Raw genomic sequence first — 21,643 nt, 5'->3', positions numbered from 1 at the left:
ATCGTCCTTGTCCATCGTAGGCGTGCCCGCCCCCGGGCGGCGGCACACGTGGGCCTTTCACGGCGCGCTTGCCCTGTTCGCCTCGCGCGGGGTCTGCGCTTCGTCGGCCAGGAGCGCCAGGCCGGGGTAGAACTTCTGCCCGTTCGAGCGGAGCATCTCATTGGGCGAGGCGACGCCGACCTCGGCTCGAATACGTGTGGCGAACGCGCGGGTCGTGGCGGGACGAAGGCCCTCGCCGTCGAGACACCACGCACTGTACGCGCGGTACAGCGCCCCCTGCTCCACCTTCAGATCACGCGGATCGGGCAGCTCCACCCCGGTGGTGCAGCACTCGGCCAGGAACCGCCCGATGTGGTCCTCGGTGGTGGCGTACGCCTGCGTGGCGGTACGGACCACACTGGGCCCGGTCAGGGCCGGCTTGGTGGCGAGATAGGCCTTGGCCCCCTGGATCATCCAGTGGAGAATGCCCGGACCCTCCTCCTGTACGAGCGCCTCCGCCAGGTTGTCGATCTTCCTGTGGTCGGGGACGACCTTCTCGAAGGGGATCAACCGGATCCGGCGCCAGAAGGCGTGCCCGCCCGTGCCGACCTCCGGGCGGTGGTTGCCCAGGAGCCACAGCTTGTGGGTCGGCTCGAAGCTGAAGAAGTCCTGCCGCATCCGACGGGCCTTGAGCCGGTCGCCGCCGGTCAGCAGTTTGACCCGCGCCTCGTCGAACTTGTCGTGCGGCTTGAGCTCGCTGCAGACGAACAGGCGCCGGCCGTGCAGTTCCGTCAGCTCGGTCGAGTGCTCGTTGAACTTGCCGCGCTCCATCAGGAACCCGGGCGGGGCCACGTCCGCGTAGTCCCCGAGGATCTTGATGACGACGTCGAGGAGCGCCGACTTGCCGTTGGCGCCGACGCCGTAGAGGAAGGGCAGCACCTGGCCGCCGACGTCGCCGGTGATGGAGTAGCCGAGCAGGAGATGAAGAAAGTTGATCATCTCCTTGCCCTTGTCGTCGTCGCCGAAGGTCTGGTTCAGGAAGGCGTGGAACCGGGGCGTGGGCATGGCCTCGGGGGCCAGGTAGGTCGCGCGCGAGTGCAGGTCCCGGGTGGGGTCCGGCTTGTGCAGGTCACCGGTGCGCAGGTCCACGACGCCCGCGGGGGTGCACAGCGCGTACTTGTCGCCGTCCAGGACGTCCGGGTCCAGGGCGAGTCCGGGGGAGGCCTTGGCCTGCGTGAGCATCGCCTTCACGCCCGAGGTGGACATGGCGCGCTTGCGGTGCTGCGACAGCTCCCGGTCGGTGAAGACACCCCGGGGGTCGTGGGTGGGCAGCTCCTCCGCCATGTCCCCGGCGGCCCAGATCGCCGCCTTCTCCCCGCCGGTGCGCTTCCACCGGTACTCGTCCCACACGTACCAGCCCAGTCCCTCCACGTGCCGGAACCGGTTGTGGTGGAGGTGGGCGAACAGCTTGGCGTTGCCGCGGTCGCTGAGGTTCTGCAGCAGTCCGGTCGCGACGAAGTCGGCGTCGCCGCCCCCGGCCACCGGGGCCGCGCTCTGCTGGGCGGGCAGCCGCCTGCCGCGCGCGCCGGCAGGGACGTCGCTGTTCTCGGTGGTGAACGCAGCAAGCTGTTCCGCCGCTGCCTGGGCGTTGAACCCCGTGCTTCCGGCGCTGCTCATGGGCGTTCCTTGGGATGGATCGGTCGGTCGCTTCCGGCGCGCAGCCCCGCTTCGACGATGAGGACGTTGCGGCGCGTCTGGTGGGGTCGTGCGTGGTCCGCGGCCTCGAGGAGCAGCCGGCGGCATTCCCCGGCGGCCAGGTGGCCCCCCGCAGCCAGTCCACCGGCGGTGAAGGCTGCCCGGTTGAGCTTCTCGCTGAAGGCCGTTCCGGCCGGGCTGGCCCCGCAGGCCCGTACCTCCTCCAGGAGCCCGGTGAGAGCCCGCTGCCCGCCCTGCAGGGACCCACGGCCACGCGGACCCCGTACAGGGCCCACAGGGGCCGCTACGGGCTCCGCGGCGGCCGTGTCGACGCCGTGGCCGGTCCGCACGAGTTCGGCGGTCAGCCACAGCGGCAGGGCCGCGGGCATCCGCGCACCGGGCAGCGCCTCGTACACCCCGGCCGCCGTGCGGGTCGTGGGCGCCACGATGTAGCCGCCGACGGCCCGTACGTCGACCTGCCAGGCCAGCGCGACCTTCGAGCTCGACCCGCTGGAACACCGCAAGCGCGGACCGCCCTTGGGCAGCCGGTACCAGACGTGCATCCCTCCGGAGGGCGTACGGACCCGCAGGGTCGCCGTGTCCTCGCAGGGGTTGGGCCGGGACCGGTACGCGGCCAGCAGCGCCAAGGTGTCGTAGCCGCTGCCGAGTCCGGTCAGGTCGACCCGCTCATCGATGGGGATGCCGGGCAGCAACCGGTCCCGGCCGGGCACCGAACCGGCGTGCGCATCGACATCGATGACCACGAGCCCGGCAGGCCCGCAGGAGACCCCGATCCCGAACTCGGGCTCGGCCGCCCACCACTCGCGGAGCGTGGGGAGGTCCGTGGTGGCCGCATGGAACCCGTGGCACCAACGTCCCCGGGAACGGCAGGTGCAGTCCTGCGCGGAATGCAGACCGCCCCGGCAGTCGGGACAGTTCGGAGCGGGCGTCTTGGTCCCTGGAGCCAGTGGATGGACCGGATACCCGCGCAGGGCCATCCACGTCGCCACGTCCAGTGCCGTCCCGCCACTCACGCCCTGGGGCAGGTTCTGGGAATAGACGGGCACTGGCTCTTCCTTGACGCGCGTTCAGGGACGGTTCCTCCTGTCCCGGGCTGCTCTCCGAGGTGCTCGTCCGACCTGCACATCAGGGACCAGAGGGACTGAAGATTCACTATCGCGGAGCGTACCGCAGACATCGCGCAGGCTCCGCCCGATAAAACCGCTGTATTGAGAGTTCAGTCCCTTCAGTCCCTCAGTCCCTGAAGTTCTACCCCAGTTCGTTCGCAAAAGTTCCTCGATCCACCCCGGTGCACACCCGGGCGTGTCGTGGCGCGAATCCCACGTCGGCAAGCGCCGCTCCACCCTTCCTCCACCAGGACCCGAGAGTCCCTCGGTAAGTCGGCACTCCCCCACTCGGAAGCTGACCGAGGTCCCGACGCCCCCCTCCCGGCACCGGCACGACCAGGTACGGAACGGTCCCTGCCCTCGTTCAGTCCCTTCAACTTCAGTCCCTCGACAAACCTGCAGGTCAAAGGCTTGGATCCACCAGCTCAGGGACTGAAGGGACTCAGAATCACCACTTCCAGCCTTTACGTGCGTGTGTGTATGCGCGAGCGCGAGAAAGAGCATGTAGAGGTACCCATGTTCATATCTGGCTCATAACTGGAAAGTTGAGTCCCTTCGGTCCCTGTTGCCGCGGACCCGAGACCCTGACCTGCAGGTTTACGCAGTGACTGAAGGGACAGGGACCGAAGGGTCCGAACGGCGCTTCAGCCCCTGTCGGGGAGGGGGGTGCGGAGGGAGGGGTCCGGCTCGTCACGAAGTCCGTCATCCGAAAGGGAAGCACCCTCACCACCGCCTCCGCGGTACCCAGGCCAGGACCGAGCGGTTCTTCCCCCAGGCGGCTCCACTCCACAGGCGCGCCACGGCCGAAGGCGGGGCGCCCGGTTCACCATGTGCCGCGGACACCTTGCGCAGCCGCACCGGGAACGTTTCGACAGCCCACCTCGTTGCCCCGGGACCACCGCCCCCACCCGAAAGCCAGAGGTACCGTGCCCAACGCCTCGTCCGTCCCCATCGCGTCCTCCCTCCCGGCGCTCGTCGCCCAGGCCGAGCGCCTGATCGAGCTCGGGGTGCACGAGCTCGCGGGGATCCCCGCCGACACGCTGCGCGCCTTCGCCGCGGAAGCCGGCGGCAGGCACGGTGACGCCCTGCTCGCCGTCCACCCGGACCGCGCCCCCGCCTCCGCCCTCGCCCCGCTGCTCCGCCACGACGCCAAGCCCGGCTTCGTCGTCACCGACATGCCCGACGTCGACGGCTTCGCCCCGCTCGACGGCATCGCGCTGCCCGATGCCCCGCTGTACCTCGTCACCGGCCTCGACCGCGGCGACCACATGGCCAACTGGAGCCCGGAGGAGGCGCTGCCCGCCCTCACCGAGCAGGACCGCACCCCGCTGGTGCTCACCGAGGGCGTCCACTGGCTGCTCCAGCAACCGGCAGTCCTGGAACGCAACCACTGCTTCATGACCATCGGGTCCCGGCTGCGCAAGGCGAACGGCGCTCTGGACGCCCGCACTCCGGCGATCTGGATCAGCAACGGCACGGGCCGGGACGGCCGCGAGCGGCGCAACGCCCCGAAGGTCGGCTGGTGCTGGTGGGGCAACCGCCACACCTGGCTCGGCTTCGCCTCAGCGACGGACCGCAAGCCCTGAGGGGTGTCCGGCCGCCCCTGCCGGGGCCCTGTCAGCCGCGGCTGGCGTCGATGACGCAGAACCGGTTGCCGTCGGGGTCGGCGAGCACGACGAAGTCGGGGTCCTCCGGATACAGGTCCCATGCCACCAACTGAGCGCCCAAGGACACCAGCCGATCCACCTCGGCGGCCTGCTCGGCGGCGTCGTCCGCGTACAGGTCCAGGTGGACCCGCGGGTGCTCCTGGACCGGCGTCTCACTCAGCCCGAGCGCCAGCTGGACCCCGGTCCCCGCTGCCGGAAGCAACACCACCCAGTCCTCTTCGACCTCCCCGCGCGGCACATACCCCAGAGCCTCCGTCCAGAAAGCGGCCGCACGCGGCACATCCGAGACACCCAGCACCACAGATCTGATCGTCAGCACGCACCCATCCTGCCGGACGCTCCGCGCAGGCAGGGCGATGCCCCCGGACCATCCTCACCGGGCAGCCGGCGCAGTCCGACCTGCACCGGGCCCGGCCGCACAGGACGCATGTCCGGGATCGAGCCGGTGGCGCTGGCCGAAGAGCCACGAGGGCACACCTCCGTGCCCACCTGCCCGGCCCTAACGGGCAACGGAGGCAAGAGACCTCACCCATGTCTGACGACGACGCTCCGGGGCGCCCGTCGGGCCCTGCCCGAGGAGGCCACGGAAAGCGTCCAGAACGGGTCTGGAAGTCGCGGCGATCTCCTGGCGGTCAGCGGACGCCGGCGGCCGAGCAGCGCACCGTACTGGCGGAGGAGGCCGGAGAAGATCCGTACGGAAACCGCGTTACCGCAGCCGCGCGGACCAGGTTCAGGGTGTGCTGTGAACGACTGCGGGCGGCGTACGCCGACGTGGTGTCGGGGTACGCCGCCCTGGGGGCGGACGGGAGCGGCTGCCGGAGCAGTCCGCGCGCTCACGTCGCCTACTTGGGGTCGCGCTTGAACTGTGCCGTCGACCAGCGGTAGCCGAGTGCGATGAGGGCGATGGACCAGCCGAGGGCGAGCCAGCCGTTGTTGCCGATCTCGGTGCCGAGCAGCAGTCCGCGCAGCGTCTCGATGGCCGGGGTGAAGGGCTGGTACTCGGCGATGGGCTGGAACCAGCCCGGCATCGAGTCGATCGGCGTGAACGCGCTGGAGATCAGCGGCAGCAGGATCAGCGGCATGGCGCTGTTGCTGGCCGCTTCGGCGTTGGGGCTGGCCATGCCCATCCCGACCGCGATCCAGGTGAGCGCCAGGGCGAAGAGCGCCAGCAGCCCGAACGCGGCCAGCCACTCCAGGGCCGTGGCGTCCTTGGACCGGAAACCGATGGCCACGGCGACCGCGCCGACGAGGACGACGCTGGCGATCGACTGCATCACGCTGCCGACGACGTGCCCGATGAGGACCGACCCGCGGTGGATGGCCATGCTGCGGAAGCGGGCGATGATGCCTTCGGACATGTCGGTGGAGACGGATACGGCGGCGCCGATGACGGTGCTGCCGATGGTCATGAGCAGGATGCCGGGGACGATGTAGGCGATGTATGCGGAGCGGTCTCCGCCGCCGCTGATGCCTCCGCTCATCGCGCCGCCGAAGATGTAGACGAAGAGCAGCAGGAGCATGACCGGGGTGAGCAGCAGGTTCAGCGTCAGCGACGGGTAGCGGCGCGCGTGCAGCAGATTGCGGCGCAGCATCGTGGACGAGTCGCGTACAGCGAGGGAGAAGGAACTCATCGGACGGTCTCCTCGGACTGGCTGGGCTGGCTGGGGATGTTGGTGCCGGTCAGGGCGAAGAAGACGTCGTCGAGGTCGGGGGTGTGCACGGTCAGCTCGTCCGCCTCGATGCCGGCGGAGTCCAGCCGGTCGAGGATGTCGCGCAGCTGACGCTGACTGCCGTCGCTGGGGATCTGCAGCGACAGCGCCTCGTCGTCGCGGGTGACCTCGTTCAGCGCGGCGGCGGCGCTCTGGTAGGCGGCGGGCTCGGAGAACCTGAGCCGGACGTGTCCGCCGGGGATGAGTCGCTTGAGTTCCTCGGCGGTGCCTTCGGCTGCGATCTTGCCGTTGTTGAGGACGGCGATGCGGTCGGCGAGTTGGTCGGCTTCCTCGAGGTACTGGGTGGTGAGGAAGACGGTGACGCCGCCGGTGACGAGTTCGCGGATGATCTGCCACATGTTGTGGCGCGAGCGGGGGTCGAGGCCGGTGGTGGGCTCGTCGAGGAAGATGATCCGGGGGTTGCCGACCAGGGTCATGGCGATGTCGAGGCGGCGCTTCATGCCGCCGGAGTAGCTGGCGGCCGGCTTCTTCGCGGCCTCCACCAGGTCGAAGCGCTCCAGGAGTTCGGCGGTGACCCGCTGTCCCTCGCTCTTGGACAGGTGGTGCAGGTCGGCCATGAGGAGCATGTTCTCCTCACCGGTGATCAGCCCGTCCACGGCGGAGAACTGTCCGGTGACACCGATCGCCGCGCGCACCGCCTGCGGATCGGCGGCCAGGTCGTGGCCGCCGACCCGGATCTCGCCGGCGTCGGGGGTGATGAGGGTGGAGAGGATCTTGACGGCGGTGGTCTTCCCGGCACCGTTCGGCCCGAGGAGGGAGAAGATCGTCCCCTCCGGAACATTCAGGTCGATGCCGTCCAGCACGCTCTTGTCACCGTAGGACTTGCGCAGCCCGTTCGCCGCGATGGCCAGGTTGGTCATGGTGAGGTGCTCCCTTTAGAGGCTGCGGGCGGTGATGTTGCCGTACGAGGTGCTGGCGTGGATGTTCAGGCCGGGGGTGCCACCAGCGTTCTGGAGCGAGTTGTGGACGCGGCCGTAGGTGGTGCCGGCGTCGAGGGAGGCGGAGACACCGCGAGCGGCGACGACCGTGATCTCGCCGGCCTCGGTGCGCAGCGTGACGGTGCCGCGTACTGCCTCGGCGATGTGGAGGTCGCCCTTCTGGGTGCTGATCTGCGCGTCCCCGCCCAGGCGGCCGAGCGAGACGTCGCCGGCCATGAGGGTCAGGCGGGCGCTTGCGACCTCGTCGATCTTGACCGTGGCCTGCGCGCCCTCGAAGGTGACGTCGCCGAGGCGCCCGACGCCGCGGAGTTCGGCGCTGGCCGTCTTCGCCTCGATGCGGGAGCCGGCGGGCAGCTGGACGGTGACCTCCACCGACCCGGAAGAGCCGAGGATCCGGTTCTTGGCCGGAGCGGCCTCGATGCGCAGGACGCCGTCGACGTAGGTGGCGGTGGTCTCCTCGGCGGCCTTCACGTCGCGGCTCTTGGAAGCGTCGGCGGGCAGGATCTCGACCGTGGTGTTGTCCCGGTCGGCGGCGATGAACCGGATGTGTCCGGCGGGGATGTCGAGGACGGTGGAGATCGGGGCGGGGGTGTCGAACTTCTGCATGGTTCTCTCCTGTTTGAGTAGCGCGCTCTCTCGGCCCGCTGTTTCTGATGATGGAAAAGCTACGTTGCATTCACGCATCTGGCAACAGATTCGTTGCGCAAAATCGCCATCAGTGCAGGTAGAAGCCAAGAATTCATTGCAATGAGCTGGAATCTAATGCAACGTACCCCACCCCACACGTTGCAATGGATTGCGGGTGAAGGCTATACTGGCGCCCTGGAGACGCCCTTGAGCCACGACAGAACGCGAAGGAGCCCGCGATGCCGGGAGGCAGACTCACCCAGCAGGAACGCCAGCAGATCGCGCTGGGACTGGCCGACGGCCTCGCTTACGCGGAGATCGCCAGGCGTCTGGACCGTCCGACGTCGACGGTCACGCGCGAGGTGATGCGCAACGGCGGTCCGGCCGGCTACCGCGCGGACCTGGCCCACCGGGCAACCGAACACCGCGCGCACCGCCGCAGGCAGGCCGCGCCCCGCGACCCGAAGACGCCCGCGCAGACCCACGGCCGCGACGCCGAGGCGGTGCGCGAGTACGAGGAGACGTTCACCACCGTCCTCATGCAGGCGGGCACGCCCAAGATGATGGCCCGGGTGCTGGCCTGCCTCTACATCACCGACGCGGGCAGCCTCACCGCGTCCGAACTCGTCGAGCGCCTCCAGGTCAGCCCGGCGTCCATCTCCAAGGCGATCGCGTTCCTCGAGGGCCAGGGCCTGGTCCGCCGCGAACGCGACGAACGCCGCCGCGAGCGCTACGTCGTCGACAACGACGTCTGGTACCAGTCCATGATGGCCAGCGCCCGCGGCACCGCCCAGCTCGCCGAGACCGCACGGCAGGGCGTCGGCATCCTCGGCCCCGGCACCCTGGCCGCCACCCGCCTCGAGAACATCGCCCGCTTCGTCGACTTCGTCTCCGAGAGCATCGCCCGCGCCGCGGAACAGGCCCGCGACGTCCTCTACACGAAACCCGAAACGCCCTCGGACACCCCCTAGAGCGGCGGCCGGCGCGGCTGGGGGAGGGGAGCGGTGGTGCGGGACGGCCGGCCGAGCCGTACCGGGACCCCGGGCGAGTACAGGACGCTGACCGGAGCCTGCCGCGGTGTCGGCAGGCCGGCCGGGGCGAGCAGGTTCTCGTCGCACGCGAGCAGCTCCGCTCGGTACAGCGGCCAGCGCGGGTGGTCGTTGGGCAGGTACGCCGCTCCGCCGGAGAAGGCGTTGTGCATGCCCCACCGGGCGGTGAGGAAGTGCTCCAGCTCGGTGGGCTCATCGATCCGCTCGCCCCGGGCCACCGTGATGCGGCTGTGGGCCCCCCGTGGGCCGGGCCAGCGGCGGGAACTGGCGTAGTGGACCGTGTCGCCGTCGGTGCGGACGCTCATCCGGGACCACAGGTAGGGCAGCCGGAAGCCGATCCGCCCCATCACGACCGGGAGCAGCCGTGACGCGTCCATCGACCGGAACACGACACCGCGCCGTCCGTGCGCGTCAACCGAATACAGGCGCACGTTGGTCTCGGGGAACGAGCCGAAGTACGGCACTCCGGGCAGCCGGAGCCAGCCGACCCGGTGCATCCGGAAGGCCACGAGGCCGACGTAACTGACCCCGTCGTGCGTGTCGGGCACGGTCCCGCTCGGCAGCAGCGGGGCCACGACGCCGGGGTCGACCGCCCAGTGGATGAAGGCGAGATCGAGCCACTCCTGGGTGAGGAGCGGGTCGTGTATGCGGGCGGGGGCATCGGGCGTCACGGACGAGGCTGGCTGCACGGCCCAAGAATGACAGAGCGGCCCCGCTGCGGAAGTCGGTCAGGTAGTGGACGGGGGGACGGGGGGACGGGGGACTGCTTGTTGGTCATGCACAGCCTCGGCTCGCCGCTGACGCCACCTCCTCGGTCAGTCCTGGTCCGCGTTGGAGAGAGCCTCGGTGACCATGCGGGTCGAGAAGTCGCGGTCGTCAGTGAGCCGGTTGATGTGTTCCGCGAGCAGCAGGGCCGTGGCTTCCAGGGCGTTCATCTCGTCCCCGGTCCAGTCCCCGTACTGCTTGCGCCACAGGTTGGGGCTCAGGCCGGTGCCGGCCGCGACGATCATGCCGGCCATGGTGGGGATGACCTCCGGGCGGATGCTCTTCGGCATCATGCGCATCGAGGCCACGAAGCTGGGCACCACGTACTCGATGACGTCCCTGTCGTGGTCCTCGTAGGCCATCCGCAGCCACTGCATGAACATGTAGATGAGCGTGCACGCGCCGTCCACCAGGTCATCGGCTTCCTCGGGGCCCAATGAGGCGGTGAACGAGTCGATCAACCGGCGCTGCTCCGGGTCGGTCCCGGCCTTGCCGTCGTAGACGGTTTTGAGCCGGGAGTCGATCAGCATGATTGCCGCACCCACATTGCCGGCGGGAGCGTACCGGGAGTCGCAGGGCGATGGCACAGGATTCCTCCTCGGGTGACGGTGGGCTATGTGACGTGTTCGTACAGTAGCCCGGTGGTGACAGGGCGGTCTGCCGAATCGATGGGGAGCCGAGAGTCGCCCGTCAGCGCCGCGTACAGCAGGGTGGACGGGGGAGCAGGACGCGCGGCCGGCCCCTGCCCGAGATCCAGGGATCACCGAGATGCTGCGCAGCCGACTCGGTTCGTGGAGCGCTATGCCCTTATTGTGCGGATAGTCTGGGAAGCGTGATCGAGTCTGGACGGCCGCGGCTCCGTCGGCGCTACGGCCGAGGGTGGCTCGTGCGGCTGTCGCCGGTCATCCTGACCGTCGTGATCGCCAGCCTGGCCTACGCCACTCCGCCGGAGATGGCCTTCAGTCGCCTCCTGCCCGCGGCGCCGGCCCTGGCCGCCGCCATGTGGCCGGTCCTTCCCACCGTCCTGCTCGGGACGGTCTGCCTCTTTCTGATGATCGGCCTCGGCCTCGTCTTTCCCGATCTGGGAACGTGGTGGACGGCCGCGGGGATCGTCGCGGTCACCGTGGCCGCCGCGTACGGAAGCCATCTCCGGCTCCAGCGGGAGCGCACCCTCTTCCAGGTACGGCTCGTCGCCGAGGCGGCGCAGCAGGTGGTGCTGAGCCCCATGCCACGCCGCTTCGGGAAGGTCGAGATCGAGTCGCTGTACCTCGCGGCCGCGGCGGAGGCCCGCATCGGCGGGGACTTCTACGAGGTGGTCGACACGCCCTACGGGGTCAGGCTGCTCATCGGTGACGTACGGGGCAAGGGCCTGCCGGCAGTGGGGGCGGCCGCGGCGATCGTCAACTCCTTCCGGGAGGCGGCGTACAGCGAGCCCGACATGGTCAAGGTCGCACGCAGGCTGGACGCCAGCAGCACCCGCTACAACGCCGCGTTTCCCCCCGACGGGCCGATGGAGCGCTTCGCCACCGCCCTGCTGGCCGAGATCCCGCACGAGGGTAGACGTATCCACATCCTCAACTGCGGACACCCCCCGCCGCTGCTCCTGAACCGCAGCAAACTCCACGTCCTCGAGCCCGCCACCCCCTCGCCGCTGCTCAGCCTCGCGGAGCTGATCGGCGATCACTACAGCGTCGACACCTTCGACTTCGCCCCCGGCGACCTGCTGCTCCTCTACACCGACGGGATCGCCGAGGCCCGCGCCCGCGACGGCGAGTTCTTCCCGCTGGCAGCCTGGATGCGCCATCAGCCCCCGACCCCGCCCCGCGAACTGCTCACGGCCCTTCACCGCGACCTCCTCCGCTACAGCAGAGGACGCCTCGACGACGACATCGCCGCCCTCGCCGTACGCCTGCGCGAGCCCTGACGTACGAAGTGGCCCGCACTGCGAACCACCGTCATCGGGAGGTGCCCACCGGCGATCAGATCGAAGCCTCGTCGGTCAGCGAAGGCACGGCGTGCGGACGGAGGACCATGAGCGAGTCTTCCAAGGTCGCCACCATGGCGAAGGCGAACCGGTCGAGCTCGAGACAGAGTGCGACGTCATCAGGATGGGCTCCTTGGCGCACACCCCCCGCCAGCTCGGCGGCGGCGCGCGACTCCCCGGCGCGGCGGAGGAACTCGGCTGCGTCCGTCCCGGCGTCGCCGGTCCTTTGAGCGATGTATTCGGCGCACGCCAGATCTTCATCGGCGCGCCCCTCCTCACCGGTGACGACGAAGGTGACACCGTCACACGCGCGCGTCCGCAAGACCCGAGCCGTTGCCTCCGCCACCACGAAGCCGGCGCACAGCACCAGCGACGCCTCCTTGACCGCAAGGGCGCCGACCGTCCCTGCCGTGGTCTTCTGCACGACGGTCCGTCCGCCGAGGTCAAGAGACCGCAGCAGGCCCGGCGAGTTGACGGTGTCGAACCCGGGCGCGGGCGGACCGTCCTTGAGCGCCACCCAATCCGGGTGGCGAGCCTTCAGCGCCAGGGCCTCGTCCAGCGACTCGGCAAGAACGATCTTTTCCGCCCCCCGGCCAAAGGCCCAGGCAGCCACAGTGAAAGCACGCATGACGTCGACCACGACCGCCACGGGCGGCGCTTCGACCAGCTCAGAGATGCCAAGGAAACGAGCGTCCATCCGGCCATGATCACGCATGCCCGACCCGAAGCTCCCGGACGGTGCCACGCATCACGCCTCGGCGCGGCGATGAGTTTGCGGGCACCCGCAGGTCTATCTCTTGACGGAGACAACCGACTCATCGGGAGCAAGCCATGGGCCTCATCCACATCGAGCTGTTCGCGACCCTCGACCTCGTCGGGCAGGCGCCCGGCGGCCCCGACGAGGACCCGGTGGGGTTCCCGTTCGGCGGCTGGCAGGCGCCCCTGCTGGACGAGGTCGCCGGGGCGCAGGTCGGTGCCGCGTACGAAGGCACGGACGCCCTGCTGCTCGGCCGGCGGACGTACGACATCTTCGCCGCCTACTGGCCTCACCAGGAGGGCGGCCAGGACAACGAGATCGCCACGCTCTTCAACAGTGTCCCGAAGTACGTGGCCTCTCGAGGCCGGCCCGACCTCTCGTGGGCCGGGTCCACGCAACTCGGCCCGGACCTGGCCGCCGCGGTGCGCGAGATCCGTGACCGGCACGAGAACGTCAAGGTCGTCGGGAGCCTGAACCTGGTGCAGACCCTCCTGCGCGAGAAGCTCTTCGACCGCCTCGACCTCTGGGTGCACCCGATCGTGCTCGGCGTCGGGAAGAAGGTGTTCGACGACGGCGCGGTGCCCACCAACGTCACGCTGCTCGAACCCCCGGCAGCCGGCCCCAAGGGCACCGTGTACCTCCGCTACGGGCTCGCCGACGGCACCCCCGCAACGGGCGACATGAGCGCCCCCGACCGCGGCACCGGAAGCGACACCTGAGCCAAACCGGCCTACTGCCCGAGGGTGTTAGAAGGCGTCACGCTGCCCATCACCCAAATGGGCTTATAGCCTATAACGGTCGCTTGATGTTCTGCCGATCGGCAACGCCTACCGGCAGAACACCGAACACCGAAGGGGACCCCGTGCCCGGCAGCCACCGCACCCGCATCCACGCCCTGTTCACCATCCCGCTCGCCCTTGGCCTCCTCGGTACCGCCGCGTTACCCGCCGACGCAGCCGCCAAGTCCCTCACCTGCCGCGGGGCCGGCGTCGACCCCACCGCCCGCGTCCGCCACCGAGCCGAGATCCTCATCGACGCGCCGCTGCGCACGGTCTGGAAGCTGCAGACCGACGTCGAGCGCTGGCCGTCCTGGCAGGCTCCCGTGACGACCGCGCAACGCCTCGACCGCGGTCCCCTCCGCCGGGGTTCGGTCTTCCGGTGGACGACCCCGGTACCGCCCAACCCGACTCCGGCCACGAGCCTGGCGATCACCTCCACCGTCGAACAGCTCCGGCAGCACTCCTGCATCCGCTGGACGGGCCCCGCGACCGGAGAGGGACTGCACATCGACGGCGTCCACGTCTGGAACTTCACCGAGATCCCCGGCGGCGTCAGGGTGAGCACCGAGGAGACCCACACCGGCCCCCAGGTCGACGCGGACGTCCCCACCGCGACCGCCATCCTCCGGCAGGGACTCGAAGCCTGGCTGAGCGACCTCAAGTCCACCGCCGAGGCTGACCGGTAGGGGCCCGCAGCCGGCCGGGGTAGCACCGTGTTGGCCTACGGCTACACCTGCCACCAGCGGTCAGCCTCAGCGCGAGCCACTTCGGCGTCGTACGCACTCGCCTCGAAGAAGCGGCCCATCGTCTTTACGGCGGCGCGCCGCTCTCCGCCTCCGCTCCAGGGCCGGCAGAACGACACCGGGACCGTCTACAGCCCTTCGCCTTTCGGCGGGAGTGCGGTAGCCGAGGCTGCTGTGCAACCTGTGCAAGTGCCCGGCTGGGCCGGTGGTGTCAGTGCCCTTTGACAGCATGGTCCCATGAGCAAGGTAGTGAATTTCAGCATGGCGAACCGCGGTGAGGTCGCGCGTTTCGTGCCCGCCCGGGACCTGACCGCGGACGAAGCACGGCGCTTGGACAACATGCGGGGGAAGGCGCGAGCCCGCCAGGACGATCTTGATGCCCAGAGCGTGGACTGGGGGCTGTCGGTGCAGGACGCATTGGAGGAGCTGGTCGCCGGTCGGGCCGACTCCACCGCCGATTACGCCGGCTGCGCCTACTACGCGGCCCTGCAGATCATCATCGACCACAACGCTTCCGACCCCTCCACCCTGGCGAGCTACCGGAGCCCCGTCACCTACTTCTCGGCCCTGGACGACGCGTTGAGCGCAGAGGGCGTTCCCGCGGACCTGCTGCCCTACCAGTACGTCTTCAGCGGCCCGCCCTCGGAGATCGGGTTCCGCATCCCGCGCCCCCTGGAGGGTTCCCCTGAAATCGGCTGCTGGCCGCTGGCGAAGGCCGGGCCCGCGGTGGAGGCCTACCGGGCGGTGCTGGACAGGATCGACGCCGACCTGCGGTACGACCTGGGGGAGCTGATCAAGACTCTCGACGACTGGTCCTCTGAGTGGGTCGACGGGCGGGGCGCCTGGTGGTGGGCGGAGGACGGCTCGATCTTCTTCTCCACCACCGGATGACCGACCGATCCGGAGCCCAACGACGCAGCTGCCGACAGGAGTCAGGCGACCTCTTGGCGCTCGGCCGCCTTCCGCGTCTTCACACCGCTGACGATGAGTGCCAGCCCCACGAAGACGATGCCGAGGTAAGCGGTGGACGGAAGGTCGACGATCTTGTGCATCCAGCCCCACTCCGTGCCGAAGAAGGTCTGCGAAGCGAAGCTGACGAGCCCCTGGGCTCCTACGACGTAGCCGATGCTTTCGACGGTGTATCCGATGGTTGTTCGCACGGATCAATCCTCGCGCGGCGGTGCCACAAGATCGTCCTCCACAGGACCGAAAACACAGTAGGCCAAAGGATGCAGTCGCTTGCGGAGAGAAGCTGCCTCCGCCGGAGTCTCGGTGGTCGTCCCCCATCTGCGCGGCCCGCGCGCCGGAGAGCAGGTCCTCGCCGAGCATGCATGGCCCACGAGGTTCCTCGCCGACCGGCTGCGCACCAGCACACCAACCCTCGCAGCGATCCGAAACCGGAAACGCCGACGCCTGGCCCCCGGGGTGAGCACCGAGGAGACCCATACAGACCCCCGGGTCGACGCGGACCGAACCGCCGCAACCGCCTTGCTCCGCCAGGCACTCGAAGCACGGCTGACTGACCCGCGTGTGTCGGGCCCCTGTCGTCACGTATATATCGGCAGCCGATATATGCTCGCGGACATGACGAAACGATCACCGTCGCTGACGGAGTCGCAGTACTTCATCCTTGCGGCCCTCCAAGAGGGCCCCTTGCACGGCTACGGCATCATCAAGGCCGCCGAACAGGCCACGGACCGACGGGTCAAGCTCGCCGTCGGCACCCTGTACGGCGCGCTCGAGCGGCTGGAACGGTCCGGGTGGGTCGCAGCCGATCGCGAGGAGATCGTGGACGGCCGGGCACGTCGCTACTACCGGCTCACCGAGGACGGCGACGGCGTACTCCGGCAAGAGGCCCTGCGCATGCAGCAGGCGGCGGCCGTCGTCATCGGCCGTCCTTCCTTCAGGGTGGCCGGGGCATGAACCGTTTCCTGCTCGCCGCCTACCCCAAGGACTACCGCGCCCGCCACGGAGAGGAGGTGCTGGGCTGCCTCTCCGAGGCGTACCCGGGCCGCTCCTGGCCGCCGCCGCGGGAACTCGTCGCACTGCTCCGCGGAGGGGTGGAGGCCCATGCCCGCGCCGCCTGCGCGGACAAGTCCCGGCCGTGGTGGCTGGACGGCTTCCACCTGACCGCCCTCGTCCTCGCCGCGCTGGCGCTGGTCCCGTACCTCCAGGACGTGTGGCACTGGGCCCTGAACACCGAACCCTCCCGCCACGCCGTCGGCTTCGGCGACGTGGGCTGGTTCCCCTGGACACAGGGCCCCGGAACCCAGACGCGGTACCTTCCCTACGGCCTGCTCCCGCTGATCTGCCTGGTCGCGCTGCTGCGCGGCCAACGGTGGATCGCGCTGCCGGCCTCGGCGGCGATGCTCTTGGTCGGATCCGGGATCGCCGGCTCGACGCTCTTCGGTGACGAGGGCGTGGTGGGCGTCGGCTACTACGGGCTGGGCGCCCCGCTGCGATCCCACCACCTGGTGCTCTCAGCAACCCTGTTCCTCAGCTGCGCAGCACTGGCGGCGTACCGTCCGAGCAAACTACATCGCCGCTCGTACGGCTGGCTCGTCCCGGTCGCGGGCGCGCTGTTCATGGCCGGCACCTTGCACATCACATCAGGCGACCCGGATTTCCAGCGCGTCCAGTTCCTTGTGGAGGTCGCCGCGTTGACCGCCGCGTGGGTGGTGACGGCCGCCACCGGCGACTACCGCTGGCTCATCCCCGTCGCCGCGTTCGCGCTCGTCCGCGCCGCAGCGATCGTCACCCAGCCGTACCTCGTGGACTCCTTGCCGAGCCACCTCGTGCTGTTCTGCCTGATCATGCCGATCCCCCTCCTCGCCATCGCCGCACAACGCCGCCAGAGCCGCACCACTTGAACCGACAGCCAGGCCCGGCTCATCGTGACAGGGTGTCACGGCCCCCAGGAGCCGTGGCACCCTGGGCGACGAGACCAGCAGTTCTTCCTCAGCTCGCCGCGCTCGGTCCGACCGGCGGCGTGATCGGTCGGATGACCGAGGCGCCGCACCCGTGCCTCAATCTCTCTCTTCGGACCGCGATGCACGGCGCCCCTGCCACCACACGGTCACAGCGGCGAAGCCACCGGCGGCCACGAAGAAGCCCACCTTCACCGCAACCTTGCCGGACAGCCAGGCCGCGCCCACGCCCAGGTTCAGGCCCAGCCACCAAAAAATCGCGCACACGCCTGCTGCAGCGAGCAATCCCGCCATGACACCCATTGCAGCCCGCAGCCATCGGCGTCCGCCGGCACCGTCCCCCGTGTCCTTGGTCATGCGGACCACGCTAGGGATCCGTGGCGCGGTCTTCGTCCGCACGGAGGATGATCGCCCGGGCAACTTTCGTCGCGGAAAGCCCCCGAGGCGCGAGCCGAAAGTCTCTGAGGGCATCAACGGGCCGGGGGCACTGGGTTACGGTCGTTCCCCGTGAACCGAACCGATCGTCTGTACGCCCTGGTGGAAGAACTGCGGGCGGCCTCCCCCCGGCCGCGCAGCGCACGCTGGCTGGCGGGCCGGTTCGAGGTCAGCACCCGGACCGTCGAGCGCGACCTCGCCGCCCTGCAGCAGGCAGGAGTCCCCCTCTACGCCGAGACCGGCCGCACCGGCGGCTACGTGCTCGCCAAGGACCAGACCCTCCCGCCGCTGACGATCACCTCGGCGGAGGCGACTGCGCTCGCGGTGGCCCTGCACGCCCTGGCCGGCACGCCCTTCGCCCGGGACGCCCGGTCCGCCCTGCAGAAAGTCCTCGCCGTCATGCCGCAGCGCGAGCGACACGGCGCGGACGAACTCGCCGCCCGGGTCCGGCTCACCGCGCCCGCCCGGCAACCCGCCGCCGTGCCCGAAGCACTCCGCGAGGCGCTCTCGATGCGCCGGGTCCTGCGCCTGTCCTACTCCGACGCACAGGGAGCCGCCACCGACCGCCGCGTGGAACCCCACGGCTTCCTCGGCGGCGACCACTGGTATCTCATCGGCTGGTGCCGGCTGCGCTCCGCGGTACGCGGCTTCCGGCTGGACCGCATCCGGCACGTCGAGACACTGGCCGAGACGGTCCCGCCGCGCGTCCTGGACCTCGCCGAGCTCAACACGTTGGGCTGGGAGTTCGTCGGCCTCGACGAACTCGTAAACACCGACAGGGGGTTGTCGCCCAAGGAGTAGAGGCTGGTGCCCGACCGACAACAGGAAGGCACTTCCCATGACCCGTACGACGACCACCACCACCCCCGCGCCGACCGGCGCCTCGACCGGAACGGACCTGCTGACCCGCGGACAGGGCACCGCACTGCTGGACGGCTGGACGCGGCTCTGGAACGGCGACCTCGCCCTCGCCGAGGAACTCATCGCGCCCGACTTCCGGCTCCGGTTCGCCCACACAGTTCCCGGCACCGGCCCCGACGCCACGCTCGACCGCCCGGACCTGACCGCGTTCATCGGCGCCCACCGACAGGAACGCCCGGGGCTCACGTACGCGGTCGACGGTCCGCCGGTAGTCGACGGCGCCCGTGCGGAAGTGGCCGCCCGCTGGACCGCCACGTACACCGACGGCTCGGGCGATGCCGTCACCAAGAGCGGCATCGACCTGCTGGCCATCGCCGACGGCCGCATCACGGCCGTCTGGTCGCTGACCGGAGACCGCCGCTTCGCGCGGTGACGCGCCGACCAGGGCCACCCCGAATCCGCACCCGACTGGCGGGCGGTGTTCACCGCCCGTCCGGGCCTCCGAGCGGGGCGGTGAACCGAGGCCGCCAGCCCTCCTCTGTCAGCACCACCAGCTGGACCGCCGCCGCCCGGGTACGCAGCGGCAGCAAGCCGCCGACCTCAGCGCGCACGTGGGCGGTGGCCGTCGGGTTGTGCGCACCCAAAGCAACCGTGACATGGGCGGCGGGCCGCACCCCGAAGCGGCCCCCGTACGGGCGCAACCCGGGCCACTCGGCGCGGAACGCATCGACGAGCGGTTGGAGCCCCGGAACGGTGACGGCGACGAAGCCGGACTCCGCCACGACCTCCTCCAAGAGCAGATCGGCTGCCGGAAAACTCGCCGCCAGGGAACGCACGCCCTCCTCGTCCTGACCCGTCAGCGCCGAGTCCGGCACGAACGGGTAGAGGACCGAGACGTGCGCCGGCACCCCACGACGCACCAGGGCCGGGTCGATGCGCCTCACCGCATCGAGGAGCGGGGCGGCATCGGGCAAAACAACGACGACGGCAGTGGTCCCTGGCTCTGGCACTCCATCATCATCGCAGGCCAGGTCCGGAACCCGACTGTCCAGACCGATTCCTCGGGCCGGTTGGGAGCCTGGCCCAGGTTCGAGCCGCCACACCCGCACCACAGGCAGGCCGACCCCCCTCGACGACAAGGTAGGGCCCGGAAGGCGCGGCAGGGGGTCGGCGGTGGCCAAACTGGCGGTGGGTGGTTGGGGAGGCGGTCAAGGATCCGTGAGCGCTGACGCCGCTCACGAGGCCGCACGCGTCCTGGTCGGCTCACATGGTCCGGCCGACACCCGGTTCGGGGAGGGGGAGGATGAACGGAGTGTGGCGCCGTCCGATCAGTCCGGTGCCACAGCGGCGCCACAGCCGTCCATCTGTTGTCGCGCTGTGGCTGGAGGGACCACTCCCGGAGCGCTGGCGCGGCGACTTGCCCCCGTGTTTCCGCGGCCTTCCACTTCATCGCGAGGGAGGACCCCCATCATGGCCCGGCGCATCCGACGCAATGCCGTCATCTCGCTCGTCGCCTCATCGTTCGTTTTGGGGGCGACGGTCGTCCTAACGCCTGCCGCCACCGCGACACCCGCTCTGGGGACGCACACAGTCAAGACCGAGGGCAACGGGCCGCGGGTGACGATCAGTGGTTCCGGCCGGGAACCCCACCAGGCACTGCCCCTCAACGACAGTGAGACTCAGCCGCGCGGCAGAATCAGGCCGCGGACGGGCGACGGCCCGCTCGAGGTCACCGAGGAGGGGCGGGCCATCGTCATGCGCGTACCGCTCGAAGGCGGCGGTCGGCTCGTAGTCGAACTGACCCCGGACGAGGCCGATGCCCTCGCCGACGAACTCAAGAACGCCCTCGGCAGATGTCGTTGCTCCGTGAGAAGCCGGCAGGGCAGTCGAGCGCGACCTGGCCCGGTCCCCGCGGCGTTTGGACGTCGCACAGCCCCATGTTGGCGATTCTGGCATCCACTACTGACGGCCTTGTCGGTGCGACGAGGCCACTGGACGGCCAACGACATCGAGGCCTGTTGCACTGACCGGTGAAACTGTTGGCGCCGAGCAGTGAAACTGAGCAGTCGTCATGGTTCTGACATGCGGCTATGCAGTTCGTGTGTGCTACGCCGCGCTTGGTTGTCCATGGGGCCGCAGAGGCTGTCCGCATGAGATGGTGCTTGGTTTGTACTGGTCAGGCCGGTGTGTGTGGTTTGTGGGGGACAACTCGATGCGGTGAGGTTGGTGTCACTGGGATGAGTTGGCCTCGGACAACGAGACGCGGCGTAGCAGTTGGTTGGGCATTGCGCAGTTTCACCGGTGACACATGTCATGCGCGGGAACAGGTACTAATCCACACCCCCAGTTGCGATCCGCAGAGCAAAATGAATCACATCGGTTCTCTCACACCGATGCGGCCCGACCGTGCCCCCAGCGGGTCGGGCCCCGCCCACGAAACGCCCGATGAGGGACGTAGACGCCCCTCGCCGCGACTTCGGGGATGGTCTACACGGTCAGGGGGCGTTCACTCGAAAACGTTGAACGCTGTTGTTGCTCGCGCCAGGGCTGTTGATGTTGTTGTTGGTCGTGATGTTGTTAAACATCGGGATGACACCGTTGAGGTTGACCGGCAGAATCGAGCCTCCGCCGGCTCCGTTGCCGTCGTTGCAGTGGCCGGTGATCGTTGTGGGGTCGCTGTCCGAGAAGGCGTGGGTGCCGTCAGCGGTGGTCTCGGTGCCCATGACGGTGTTGGTGACGCTGCACGGGGCGTTGTCGGCGATGGCGACGGTTACCGTGAATTCGAATGAACCTGTGAAAGTAAAACCACCGCAGTGGACCGTCTTACCGCCATTGGTGATGTCACACACATCAAACGGGAACGTGCCTCCGGTGTCCGTGGCTGTGAGACCCGGAGGAAGGTTGTCCGTGAACTCGATCGTGCCGCTGTCCTCGTTGCCGCTGTTGGTCAGTGTGATGGTGTAGACGCCTTGCCCTCCCGCTACGAAGGTTCCTTCGTGGTTCTTGTCGATGGTCACGTTCGATTGCGCTTGGGCGGGTGTGGCCCCTACAGCAAACGGGAGCGCGATGGCGAGCCCCAGTACCGAGGTGAGGGCGGATACCTGCCGCCTCCATCCGTGCTTTTCCATTCCGAGTTCTCCTGCCGGTGAAGCCCCGTCGGTATAAGCAGCGCAGGGTGGAGCGCGGTCCACGGGGGAGGTCAACACAGGCAACGCCTTGCCGACTGGTCCGATAACGGGTGTAGTGCCCGTTTCACTCGATCGCCTCGCATCAGAGCAAAGGGAAGGCAGTCTTGGCTGAGCGTCGAACAGGCCTGCGTTTCTTGTCGTTGACTACAAACTAGGGTTTGTGATTGAGGAGCTCCCGTGAGTAGCCCTGAGTCTCGCGGAGGGGGTCCTGGCGGCGGAGCCGGAAGGCCCCCGGGGTGGGGGAGCGGACCCGCCCAACGGGCCGTAGGCCCGGACCCCGTGAAATGGGGTCAGGGGCCGTGCGTAGCGTGGGAGCCCTGGGGCCTGCGGAGCCAGGCCCTGTTCGGGTGGAGCGCAGCGGAACCAGAGCCAGTCTGGAGCGAAGCGTAGGA

Annotated in this window: 23 protein-coding genes and 1 pseudogene; 11 read left to right on the top strand and 13 right to left on the bottom strand. The window is 69.4% G+C overall.

The window, feature by feature from the left end:
• Positions 1 to 57: 57 nt before the first annotated feature.
• Both ACZ49B_RS37420 and ACZ49B_RS37415 read right to left on the bottom strand, forming a co-directional pair.
• Positions 58 to 1,656, bottom strand: a complete 1,599-nt coding sequence (locus ACZ49B_RS37420; RefSeq protein ID WP_468315290.1) for a DNA primase family protein — start codon at positions 1,654 to 1,656, stop codon at positions 58 to 60.
• Positions 1,653 to 2,741 (bottom strand): bifunctional DNA primase/polymerase, encoded by a 1,089-nt coding sequence (locus tag ACZ49B_RS37415; protein ID WP_468315288.1) that lies wholly within the window; start codon positions 2,739 to 2,741, stop codon positions 1,653 to 1,655. The genes ACZ49B_RS37420 and ACZ49B_RS37415 overlap by 4 nt, the downstream gene beginning before the upstream one ends.
• A 986-nt stretch (positions 2,742 to 3,727) precedes the next feature.
• Between ACZ49B_RS37415 and ACZ49B_RS37410 the strand changes: the two genes are divergently transcribed.
• Positions 3,728 to 4,387: a DUF5701 family protein gene (locus tag ACZ49B_RS37410; protein WP_468315285.1), complete on the top strand. Its 660-nt coding sequence runs from the start codon at positions 3,728 to 3,730 to the stop codon at positions 4,385 to 4,387.
• Positions 4,388 to 4,418: 31 nt separating this feature from the next.
• Here ACZ49B_RS37410 and ACZ49B_RS37405 read toward each other — a convergent pair whose 3' ends face one another.
• From ACZ49B_RS37405 to ACZ49B_RS37390, 4 genes are all read right to left on the bottom strand, one after another.
• Positions 4,419 to 4,787: a VOC family protein gene (locus tag ACZ49B_RS37405; RefSeq protein WP_468315283.1), complete on the bottom strand. Its 369-nt coding sequence runs from the start codon at positions 4,785 to 4,787 to the stop codon at positions 4,419 to 4,421.
• Positions 4,788 to 5,310: 523 nt separating this feature from the next.
• Positions 5,311 to 6,099, bottom strand: coding sequence for an ABC transporter permease (locus tag ACZ49B_RS37400; RefSeq protein ID WP_468315280.1), 789 nt, complete (start codon positions 6,097 to 6,099; stop codon positions 5,311 to 5,313).
• Positions 6,096 to 7,058: an ATP-binding cassette domain-containing protein gene (locus tag ACZ49B_RS37395; RefSeq protein WP_468315278.1), complete on the bottom strand. Its 963-nt coding sequence runs from the start codon at positions 7,056 to 7,058 to the stop codon at positions 6,096 to 6,098. The genes ACZ49B_RS37400 and ACZ49B_RS37395 overlap by 4 nt, the downstream gene beginning before the upstream one ends.
• Positions 7,059 to 7,073: 15 nt before the next feature.
• Positions 7,074 to 7,742, bottom strand: coding sequence for a DUF4097 family beta strand repeat-containing protein (locus ACZ49B_RS37390; RefSeq protein WP_468315276.1), 669 nt, complete (start codon positions 7,740 to 7,742; stop codon positions 7,074 to 7,076).
• Positions 7,743 to 8,002: 260 nt separating this feature from the next.
• Here ACZ49B_RS37390 and ACZ49B_RS37385 point away from each other — a divergent pair, with 260 nt between their 5' ends.
• Positions 8,003 to 8,734 carry a GbsR/MarR family transcriptional regulator gene (locus tag ACZ49B_RS37385; RefSeq protein ID WP_468315273.1) on the top strand — a complete coding sequence of 244 codons (732 nt, stop codon included), beginning with the start codon at positions 8,003 to 8,005 and terminating at the stop codon, positions 8,732 to 8,734.
• Here the strand turns inward: ACZ49B_RS37385 and ACZ49B_RS37380 are convergent.
• Positions 8,731 to 9,501 (bottom strand): YqjF family protein, encoded by a 771-nt coding sequence (locus ACZ49B_RS37380; protein ID WP_468315270.1) that lies wholly within the window; start codon positions 9,499 to 9,501, stop codon positions 8,731 to 8,733. The two genes, ACZ49B_RS37385 and ACZ49B_RS37380, sit on opposite strands and share 4 nt — an antisense overlap.
• A 126-nt stretch (positions 9,502 to 9,627) precedes the next feature.
• The gene (locus ACZ49B_RS37375; RefSeq protein ID WP_468315267.1) at positions 9,628 to 10,164 is read right to left on the bottom strand and encodes a hypothetical protein; all 537 of its coding nucleotides are present in this window, start codon (positions 10,162 to 10,164) and stop codon (positions 9,628 to 9,630) included.
• Positions 10,165 to 10,409: 245 nt separating this feature from the next.
• Here ACZ49B_RS37375 and ACZ49B_RS37370 point away from each other — a divergent pair, with 245 nt between their 5' ends.
• Positions 10,410 to 11,501 carry a PP2C family protein-serine/threonine phosphatase gene (locus ACZ49B_RS37370; RefSeq protein ID WP_468315265.1) on the top strand — a complete coding sequence of 364 codons (1,092 nt, stop codon included), beginning with the start codon at positions 10,410 to 10,412 and terminating at the stop codon, positions 11,499 to 11,501.
• Between the two features lie 55 nt (positions 11,502 to 11,556).
• On the opposite strand, the gene ACZ49B_RS37365 is transcribed toward ACZ49B_RS37370, so the two are convergent.
• The gene (locus ACZ49B_RS37365; protein WP_468315262.1) at positions 11,557 to 12,258 is read right to left on the bottom strand and encodes a 2-phosphosulfolactate phosphatase; all 702 of its coding nucleotides are present in this window, start codon (positions 12,256 to 12,258) and stop codon (positions 11,557 to 11,559) included.
• A 134-nt stretch (positions 12,259 to 12,392) separates the two neighbouring features.
• Here ACZ49B_RS37365 and ACZ49B_RS37360 point away from each other — a divergent pair, with 134 nt between their 5' ends.
• The 3 genes from ACZ49B_RS37360 (at position 12,393) to ACZ49B_RS37350 (ending at position 14,731) form a co-directional block, all read left to right on the top strand.
• Positions 12,393 to 13,037 carry a dihydrofolate reductase family protein gene (locus ACZ49B_RS37360; RefSeq protein ID WP_468315259.1) on the top strand — a complete coding sequence of 215 codons (645 nt, stop codon included), beginning with the start codon at positions 12,393 to 12,395 and terminating at the stop codon, positions 13,035 to 13,037.
• A gap of 143 nt (positions 13,038 to 13,180) precedes the next feature.
• Positions 13,181 to 13,783, top strand: a complete 603-nt coding sequence (locus tag ACZ49B_RS37355; protein WP_468315256.1) for an SRPBCC family protein — start codon at positions 13,181 to 13,183, stop codon at positions 13,781 to 13,783.
• A gap of 294 nt (positions 13,784 to 14,077) precedes the next feature.
• Positions 14,078 to 14,731, top strand: coding sequence for a DUF7691 family protein (locus tag ACZ49B_RS37350; RefSeq protein ID WP_468315254.1), 654 nt, complete (start codon positions 14,078 to 14,080; stop codon positions 14,729 to 14,731).
• Positions 14,732 to 14,772: 41 nt separating this feature from the next.
• Here the strand turns inward: ACZ49B_RS37350 and ACZ49B_RS37345 are convergent, their stop codons facing one another.
• Positions 14,773 to 15,000, bottom strand: a complete 228-nt coding sequence (locus ACZ49B_RS37345; RefSeq protein ID WP_468315251.1) for a hypothetical protein — start codon at positions 14,998 to 15,000, stop codon at positions 14,773 to 14,775.
• Between the two features lie 424 nt (positions 15,001 to 15,424).
• Between ACZ49B_RS37345 and ACZ49B_RS37340 the strand changes: the two genes are divergently transcribed.
• Both ACZ49B_RS37340 and ACZ49B_RS37335 read left to right on the top strand, forming a co-directional pair.
• Positions 15,425 to 15,763 (top strand): PadR family transcriptional regulator, encoded by a 339-nt coding sequence (locus tag ACZ49B_RS37340; RefSeq protein WP_468315248.1) that lies wholly within the window; start codon positions 15,425 to 15,427, stop codon positions 15,761 to 15,763.
• Positions 15,760 to 16,710, top strand: a complete 951-nt coding sequence (locus ACZ49B_RS37335; RefSeq protein ID WP_468315246.1) for a hypothetical protein — start codon at positions 15,760 to 15,762, stop codon at positions 16,708 to 16,710. The genes ACZ49B_RS37340 and ACZ49B_RS37335 overlap by 4 nt, the downstream gene beginning before the upstream one ends.
• Positions 16,711 to 16,866: 156 nt before the next feature.
• On the opposite strand, the gene ACZ49B_RS37330 is transcribed toward ACZ49B_RS37335, so the two are convergent.
• Positions 16,867 to 17,124, bottom strand: coding sequence for a hypothetical protein (locus tag ACZ49B_RS37330; protein WP_468315243.1), 258 nt, complete (start codon positions 17,122 to 17,124; stop codon positions 16,867 to 16,869).
• A gap of 150 nt (positions 17,125 to 17,274) precedes the next feature.
• On the opposite strand from ACZ49B_RS37330, the gene ACZ49B_RS37325 reads away from it, so the two are divergent.
• Both ACZ49B_RS37325 and ACZ49B_RS37320 read left to right on the top strand, forming a co-directional pair.
• Positions 17,275 to 18,003 (top strand): helix-turn-helix transcriptional regulator, encoded by a 729-nt coding sequence (locus ACZ49B_RS37325; protein WP_468315240.1) that lies wholly within the window; start codon positions 17,275 to 17,277, stop codon positions 18,001 to 18,003.
• Between the two features lie 37 nt (positions 18,004 to 18,040).
• Complete coding sequence (locus tag ACZ49B_RS37320; RefSeq protein WP_468315238.1) at positions 18,041 to 18,496, top strand: nuclear transport factor 2 family protein; 456 nt, start codon at positions 18,041 to 18,043, stop codon at positions 18,494 to 18,496.
• A 49-nt stretch (positions 18,497 to 18,545) separates the two neighbouring features.
• Here ACZ49B_RS37320 and ACZ49B_RS37315 read toward each other — a convergent pair whose 3' ends face one another.
• The gene (locus tag ACZ49B_RS37315; RefSeq protein ID WP_468315235.1) at positions 18,546 to 19,073 is read right to left on the bottom strand and encodes a 2'-5' RNA ligase family protein; all 528 of its coding nucleotides are present in this window, start codon (positions 19,071 to 19,073) and stop codon (positions 18,546 to 18,548) included.
• 685 nt (positions 19,074 to 19,758) lie between these two features.
• On the opposite strand from ACZ49B_RS37315, the pseudogene ACZ49B_RS37310 reads away from it, so the two are divergent.
• Positions 19,759 to 19,914: pseudogene (locus ACZ49B_RS37310) on the top strand (DUF3117 domain-containing protein); the annotation flags it as partial.
• Positions 19,915 to 20,558: 644 nt separating this feature from the next.
• Here the strand turns inward: ACZ49B_RS37310 and ACZ49B_RS37305 are convergent.
• Complete coding sequence (locus tag ACZ49B_RS37305) at positions 20,559 to 21,191, bottom strand: hypothetical protein (RefSeq protein WP_468315232.1); 633 nt, start codon at positions 21,189 to 21,191, stop codon at positions 20,559 to 20,561.
• Between the last annotated feature and the right edge of the window lie 452 nt (positions 21,192 to 21,643).

This window comes from Streptomyces sp. NPDC031132 (genome assembly GCF_055570595.1).
The sequence above is the reverse complement of the archived record's forward strand: the minus strand, read 5'-3'. Positions and strand labels throughout refer to the sequence as shown.